This window comes from uncultured Veillonella sp., assembly GCF_934190855.1.
In the GTDB taxonomy this organism is placed as follows: domain Bacteria; phylum Bacillota; class Negativicutes; order Veillonellales; family Veillonellaceae; genus Veillonella.
Genome location: NZ_CAKPTN010000209.1, coordinates 1 through 2,455 on the forward strand (window position 1 = coordinate 1; position 2,455 = coordinate 2,455).

Genomic DNA, 2,455 nt, shown 5'->3' on the forward strand with positions numbered 1-2,455 from the left:
TACGAAAGAAATAAATACTGCTACTATAATATAGTTAAGTATATGTAACGAAGTAGTGTACATTCGGGTACAGCTTATGCTGTACCCTTTTTGTTAGGGGATATAGAATTATATGAATAATAAACAGTGGCAAATAGGGACTGTCAAAATTGATGGTCAAGCCATATTGGCGCCTATGGCAGGGGTTAGCGATATTGCCTATCGCTTACTAGCCAAGGAGCATGGCGCTGCCTTGGTTTGCACCGAAATGGTTAGCGCTATGGGCATTAAATATAAAAATGAGCGCACCCATGAATTATTGCGCATTGAAGAGGTAGAGCGACCAGTGTCTATGCAAATCTTTGGTTCAGATCCAGAAGCCATTGCATTAGGTGCAAAGGTAGTAGCTGATGCAGGTGCCGATATTGTAGATATCAATATGGGGTGTCCCGTGAAAAAGGTGGTAACCTCTGGTGATGGTTCTGCGCTTATGAAAAATCCAGATTTAGCAGCTCGTGTAGCAGAGGCTGCAGTTAAGGCTGTCGATGTACCAGTAACCGTAAAAATGCGTATTGGTTGGGATAGCGACTCCATCAATGTGGTCGATTTTGCTAAGCGCATCGAATCTACTGGTGTGGCGGCTATCGCCGTACATGGACGTACCAAGGAGCAGATGTATAGTGGACATGCTGATTGGTCTTATATTAAGGCCGTAAAAGAAGCTGTATCTGTGCCCGTTTTAGGCAATGGTGATATAGTGGAGCCTGAAGATGCAAGGAAAATGCTTGATGAAACAGGGTGTGATGCGGTTATGGTAGGCCGTGGTGCCCAGGGAAATCCTTGGATTTTTGGTCGTATTCACCATTACTTAGCGACTGGTGAAATCTTACCGGCACCCACAAATATTGAGCGCCTCGATATGCTATTAAAACATTTTGATTTGTTATGCCAATACAAGGGTGAAAGTATGGCCGTTAAGGAAATACGAACTCATGCAGGTTGGTATATGAAAGGTCTTCCTGAATCTGCCTATTGGCGCAATCGTGTGAATACAATTCATACTGTATCAAGCTTTCACCATGAGCTAGAATCATACCGTAAAATATTGGCTGACATGTAGTCAGATTGACAAATGAATAGTATTTTTATATAATGGTTGAGATAATTTAGAAACAAAAGACAAGGTGTCATCTTACTATGACACTTTTTCTTATTATTTATATGTAGAAAGAGTGGGGTACCCATGGCAGACGTAAAAGAAACATTACTTACCGCCGACGGTTTAAAGAAATTAGAAGAAGAATTAGCGTACTATAAATCTGTACGTCGTATCGAAGTATCTGAACGTATTAAGACAGCTATTGAATATGGCGATATCAGTGAAAACTCTGAATATGATGATGCAAAAAATGAACAAGCTTTTATCGAAGGTCATATTGTAGAGTTAGAAAATAAAATTAACACGGCGAAAATCATTGACGAGTCCGTAAAAGGCGATGTTGTATCTGTAGGCAGCAAAGTAACTGTACTTGATACAATGTACAATGATGAATTGGAATATGTTATCGTTGGTTCCTCTGAAGCGGATCCATTTAACAATCGTATCTCTAACGAATCTCCTGTAGGTAAAGCTATTTTGGGCAAACGTAAAGGTGATGAAGTAGAAGTTTCCACACCAGATGGTCCTGTAACATTCAAAGTGTTAGCAATCCAATAATTTACATTTACTGACGAAGAGGCGATAACATGAGTGAAGAAATTAAAAATGTACAAGAAGAGCTGAATGAGCAAATGCAAATTCGCCGCGACAAATTGGCTGAATACGAAGCGGATGGTATCTATCCATTTGGTCAACGTTTTGTTGTAAAAGATCATGCAAAAGACATTAAAGATGACTTCTTCTTGAAATATGACGGTCAACCTGTAGTTATTGCAGGCCGTTTGATGACAATCCGTTCCCATGGTAAAACAGCATTTGCGAATATGCGTGATAAATCCGGTGATATTCAAGTATATTTCCGTAAAGATGTATTGGGTGAAGATGCTTATAAATACGTAAAAATGCTCGATATCGGTGATATTATCGGTGTTGAAGGTCACGTATTTAAAACTCATACAGGGGAAGTTACAATTAAAGTTAACAAATTAACTTTGTTATCCAAATCTTTACGTCCATTACCAGAAAAATGGCATGGTTTAAAGGATACAGAACTTCGTTACCGTCAACGTTATGTTGATTTAATTGTAAATCCTGAAGTGCGTGATACATTTGTAAAACGCTCTCAAATCGTTGCCAAAATTCGTGAATATATGATGCGTGATGGTTTCATGGAAGTGGAAACTCCTATGATGCATGCTATCCCTGGTGGTGCGGCAGCTCGTCCGTTCATTACACATCATAATGCGCTTGATATTGATATTTACATGCGTATTGCTCCTGAATTATACCTCAAACGTTTAATCGTTGGTGGTATGG

At 39.3% G+C, this 2,455-nt stretch carries 3 protein-coding genes; all 3 read left to right on the plus strand.

Features of this window, described 5'->3' with window-relative positions; all coding sequences use genetic code 11:
* Positions 1 to 112 precede the first annotated feature (112 nt).
* Positions 113 to 1,099 (plus strand): tRNA dihydrouridine synthase DusB, encoded by a 987-nt coding sequence (gene dusB / locus Q0F90_RS08810; protein ID WP_296004847.1) that lies wholly within the window; start codon positions 113 to 115, stop codon positions 1,097 to 1,099.
* Positions 1,100 to 1,222: 123 nt separating this feature from the next.
* Positions 1,223 to 1,696, plus strand: coding sequence for a transcription elongation factor GreA (gene greA, locus Q0F90_RS08815; protein ID WP_105097481.1), 474 nt, complete (start codon positions 1,223 to 1,225; stop codon positions 1,694 to 1,696).
* A 29-nt stretch (positions 1,697 to 1,725) separates the two neighbouring features.
* Positions 1,726 to 2,455, plus strand: a 730-nt coding sequence (locus Q0F90_RS08820) for an amino acid--tRNA ligase-related protein (RefSeq protein WP_296004849.1), incomplete at its 3' end; no start/stop codon positions are given.